This window comes from Prevotella sp. P5-126 (assembly GCF_002251185.1).
Lineage (GTDB): Bacteria > Bacteroidota > Bacteroidia > Bacteroidales > Bacteroidaceae > Prevotella.
The window spans coordinates 1-4,510 of the sequence record NZ_NPIZ01000012.1 but is presented as its reverse complement, the minus strand read 5'-3'; the positions used below and the strand labels follow the sequence as shown (position 1 = coordinate 4,510).

The 4,510-nt window shown below is 42.9% G+C and carries 5 protein-coding genes; all 5 read left to right on the top strand.

The genetic code is table 11. The features are described 5' to 3' along the window. On the top strand, window positions 1-542 hold a 542-nt coding region (locus CIK90_RS14065; RefSeq protein WP_094464118.1), incomplete at its 5' end, for a hypothetical protein. Between the two features lie 280 nt (window positions 543-822). Next, window positions 823-1,071: a hypothetical protein gene (locus CIK90_RS14060; protein WP_158216010.1), complete on the top strand. Its 249-nt coding sequence runs from the start codon at window positions 823-825 to the stop codon at window positions 1,069-1,071. 34 nt (window positions 1,072-1,105) lie between these two features. Next, on the top strand, window positions 1,106-2,752 hold the full coding sequence (locus CIK90_RS01215) for a BspA family leucine-rich repeat surface protein (protein ID WP_094464117.1): 1,647 nt from the start codon (window positions 1,106-1,108) through the stop codon (window positions 2,750-2,752). A 21-nt stretch (window positions 2,753-2,773) separates the two neighbouring features. Beyond that, window positions 2,774-2,911 carry a hypothetical protein gene (locus CIK90_RS14055; protein ID WP_158214852.1) on the top strand — a complete coding sequence of 46 codons (138 nt, stop codon included), beginning with the start codon at window positions 2,774-2,776 and terminating at the stop codon, window positions 2,909-2,911. A 133-nt stretch (window positions 2,912-3,044) separates the two neighbouring features. Beyond that, window positions 3,045-4,235: an Abi family protein gene (locus CIK90_RS01210; RefSeq protein WP_371595884.1), complete on the top strand. Its 1,191-nt coding sequence runs from the start codon at window positions 3,045-3,047 to the stop codon at window positions 4,233-4,235. The last annotated feature ends 275 nt before the right edge of the window (window positions 4,236-4,510 follow it).

The window sequence follows — 4,510 nt, the reverse complement described above, 5'->3', positions numbered from 1 at the left end:
ATTTTGCTTGGGGAGCTACTGAGCCTTGGTATTCATCAATTTCAGGAAACACTTTTACTTGGAAAGAAGGCCATGAAAGCGGATATGCAGACGGAACAGCCCCAACCTTCTCCCCCGAATATGAGATAAATACAGATTTTAACATGTCAGATGATCCTGCTCGCAAGATTCTCGGTGGTGACTGGCAGTTGCCCACAAGAGATATATGGATGGCTTTGCGCAATGCCAATAATAAAAAGGTCTGTTGGGAAACTACTGCAGATGGGGGTTTTTGGGAAACGGGAACATTAAGTAAAAACAAAGGAATAAAGATAACCAAGAAAGACGAACCTGGTACTTATCTCTTCTTGCCCTATGCTGGCATATTCAATGGGACTGGGTTCTATGAGTATAACGGCACGTACTGGGCAGGCACAGCCGCCTATAGCCCGAGAGCTTATATCCTGTCCTTCACCAGAATGGATTCCGACCTCGACCCTACATCCACCTACCCACGCTGCATAGGTTGCCAGGTGCGCCCGGTGCGCTTGGTTGCAGAATGATGAAACTTCAGCAATAGAAAGGGTCATGGGGACAGGTACATTGGTTCACTCTTTAGGGTCGATGAACCTGTCCCCGATGATTCTGCAGCGTTCCTTAGTTTTGCACCCAAAATAGTGCGGAATGGTGTGTGCAATTGTTAAATTGTTGTAAATATGAATAATTTTCTGATGATTTTGATGCTTATATGAAAGAAATTGTGTAATTTGGGAACTTAGATGTTGTATCTGATACACTTCTGCAAAGAAAAAGCATGATTAAATTAGTTAATATTAGCTACGTATGACAGCATTGCCAACCATATCCATTGCCCTATACAACCGACGCCAAACCGAGAGCAATCAAACTTGTTTGAATTGCCGAGGTGCGAAGGAGGAAGACATGGTCAACCGCCTGACTCATAACGATTTAGGGGGGGGGTATTTCTATGGCATAGCATCGTCAGCGACATATAACATCATACACAGAGCCTTCCGCAGGTGTCAGTCAAGGGCACCGGCGGAAGGCTCTGTGCGTTTATATCATCCATAACTGAAAATATTTATTACAAACAAAAGAAAATATTATGACAAGCAAAAGAAAAACAAAACAATTAAGATGGCTCATCACGAGACTGATGCTCGCGATGACTATGGTGATGCCTGCATCAATGTGGGCACAAGAACCAGTAATGTACACAGTGTACAATAACAATACGCTGACGTTCAAGTATGGCGAGAAACCAGAGAGTGGATTTGATGTTCCTACCGATCCTACCGAATATAAAGAACCACGCTGGTTAATGTATAAATCATTAATTAAGACAGTTGACTTTGATGATTCATTCAAAGATGCACGGCCGACTTCATGCTATAAATGGTTCGAAAGTTGTAGCTATTTGACATCTATTAATAACATCGAAAATCTCAATACAGCCAATGTGAAGACTATGTCTAAGATGTTCTATGGCTGCTCAAGTCTCTTATCTCTTGACCTTTCAAACTTCGATACCTCCAATGTGACGGATATGAGTTTTATGTTCGAGCAATGCAGCAAACTCTCATATCTTGACCTTTCAAAGTTCAATACAGCCAAGGTGACGAATATGAAAAGTATGTTCTATAGCTGCTCAAGTCTCACATCTCTTGACCTTTCAAAGTTTAATACAGCCAATGTGACGGATATGATTGCCATGTTCAGGCGCTGCTTATGTCTCACATCTCTTGACCTTTCAAGTTTCAATACAGCCAATGTGACGCAGATGGGTTATATGTTCATGGACTGCAGAGATCTCACAAAAATCTATGTGTCGGATAATTATGAAACAGGCCAGGTGACAAATGACTACAGGATGTTTAATGGATGTTCATCCCTTGCAGGCGCAATAGGATATGACTCGGGAAAAATAGGCAAAGACATGGCCAACTATAAAACTGGCTATTTCAAGACATATTTCACATTGGGCGAAAATAAGGTGGAATTATGCGGAGAGCCTTTGACGACAGAAAGTCTTGACCTGTCAGGAGAAAAGGATTTCGTGGCTCATGCGCCTTTCACGGCTAACACGGCTACTTATTCCCGCGACCTCTCGTCGTCAGAGTCAACATGGTTCTCACTCTGCCTGCCATTTGCATATACCCCGGATAATTTTACTGCATATCAGCTTAAGGGCGCAACTGCTGATGCTGTGGAGATTGAGGAATTAACGGGAGAGATTGTTGCTGGAACGCCAGTGCTCTTCAAGTTTAAGGATGGCGTTGTTGATAAGACAATCAATTTGTCTGCGACAGAGGCTAATATAGTAAAAGCGCCTGTTGATGGCACGGCAGTCACTGGCACTGACGGCAGCTCTCTGCAGCTCTGCGGCACATATCAGAATAAGAACTTCTCATCGGAAGACAACAATGCCTTCATCCTGCTGAACAACAAACTGATGAATCCCGCAAAGATGCTCGATAAAGGAGTGACGAAGGTTGGAGTCAAGCCCTTCCGCGCATATATGACTTTGACTGCTTCTGCTGGGGCGACATCAGCGCCAGCGAGTGCCAGGGCATTCTCTATCGGTCGTGGTGGCGAGGGAAATGAAGGAACGACTGCCATCGACCTTCTTAACTCTGTGGCCACCGACGATGCCGAATACTATGACATCAACGGCCGCCGAATCAACGCTCCCGCAAAAGGTGTGAACATCGTGCGCCGTGGCAACAAGACTATCAAATTAATCATTAAATAACTCATTAATACATTAATAACTATGGAAAAGAAAAAGTATATCCGTCCCGCAATAACAGTGTATAACATCACTCCCAGTGTCATCCTCGCTGGGTCGTCATTAGAAAAAGCGTCGGATGTGGATTATGGCGGATTAAACGGCGAATACTACGGCGATTAAAGAATATTTTTTTTAACACAGAGGCAAGGGTCATGGGGACAGGTACATTGGTTCACTCTTTAGGGGCGATGAACCTGTCCCCGATGATTCTTTTAACCCCTCTCAATATAACGTGATAGACTCCGCTATCTGAATGCTTTCTTGCTGTACGTGCCATTTCTCAATTGTATATAGATGGTTCAAGTACCTGTCCCCTGACCCTCGATTTTGCATGAGAAATGATAAATTTGTGCAAAAAAGTATGGTTTTTCCAATAAAAAATTGTATATTTCCACACTTTTCTTCCAAAATCCTTGCACAATCCAAATACATGTCTTACCTTTGTAGCAACAGTTCCTGCCACGCCTCTTCCTTGAATGCGTACCACGGCAGGACTTCGTGTTTTTATAGAGTATATGTAACATCAAACTATGGCAGTATGCAGTACACCAAACAGGCTATTGACTTTTCAGACCAACTTAGTCTGTTAAAACAACGAGGGCTGATAATTGATGATGAAGACAAGGCTTTACGCTGTCTTCGCTCCATAAGTTATTTTAGATTGACAAATTATCTTGTTCCAATGGAGTCAGACTCTGACACACACGCCTTCAGACCAAACAGTCATCTGCATACGGCAATCGCTTTATACAACTTTGACCGAAAGTTGCGCTCGTTGGTTTTTACTTCAATTCAAGATATAGAGGTGGCTCTTCGTACTCGGATTATTCATTATTTCTCATTAGCTCATGGACCTTTCTGGTTTATGAGAAATGATCTCTTCATTAACGATAGTATTCATCAGACGTGCATCAACAACATTGCCTCCGAGGTGAACCGTTCCAAGGAAGAGTTTATTTCGGAGTATCGACGTAACTATACATCACCTGAGTTTCCTCCTGCTTGGAAGACCTTGGAGGTCGTATCGTTCGGAACATTATCGAAGCTCTTCTGCAACTTCAAGAATGTAAAGGTGAAGAAGCAAGTGGCAAGAGATTTCAATTTGCCCCAATACACGTATTTGGAGAGCTGGATAAAATGCGCTGTTGTGCTACGAAATGCATGCGCACATCATGCAAGAATATGGAACAAACGTTTTCCGACTATGCCTACTATGCCACAGAGATTGCCTGAGTCATGGGTGTCAACAAATAGTTTTCGTCCAAACAAGCTGTATCATCAGTTGTGTTATCTCGCATATATGGAGCAAAGCATCGTGCCCAATTCCGATTTTACAGAAGCATTGGTTAAACTGGTAAAAGATAACCCCGATATACAAACTCGTTCGATGGGCTTCCCATTAGGCAACTGGCAGGACGAACCACTCTGGAGCACTCGATGCTAAAGACGGATGAACAAATAAAATTTCAATCAATTAGGGTCAGGGGACAGGTTTGAAGTGAACCCACAAAGTTGGACGGGTTAATAACTGTGAACCTGTCCCCGATGATTCTGTGAACACCCTTCAAACCAAGCAAAAAAGTTGTTAAACGATAAAAAGTTGCCGAAAAGTTTGGCAGTTTCATTTTTATTTATCAATTTTGCACCGACATTTGCAAGTTGCCCAACTCGCTTGGGCTTCTGAGCCAATAGAGTTTGGCTCCGCATTTGTCTCTATTT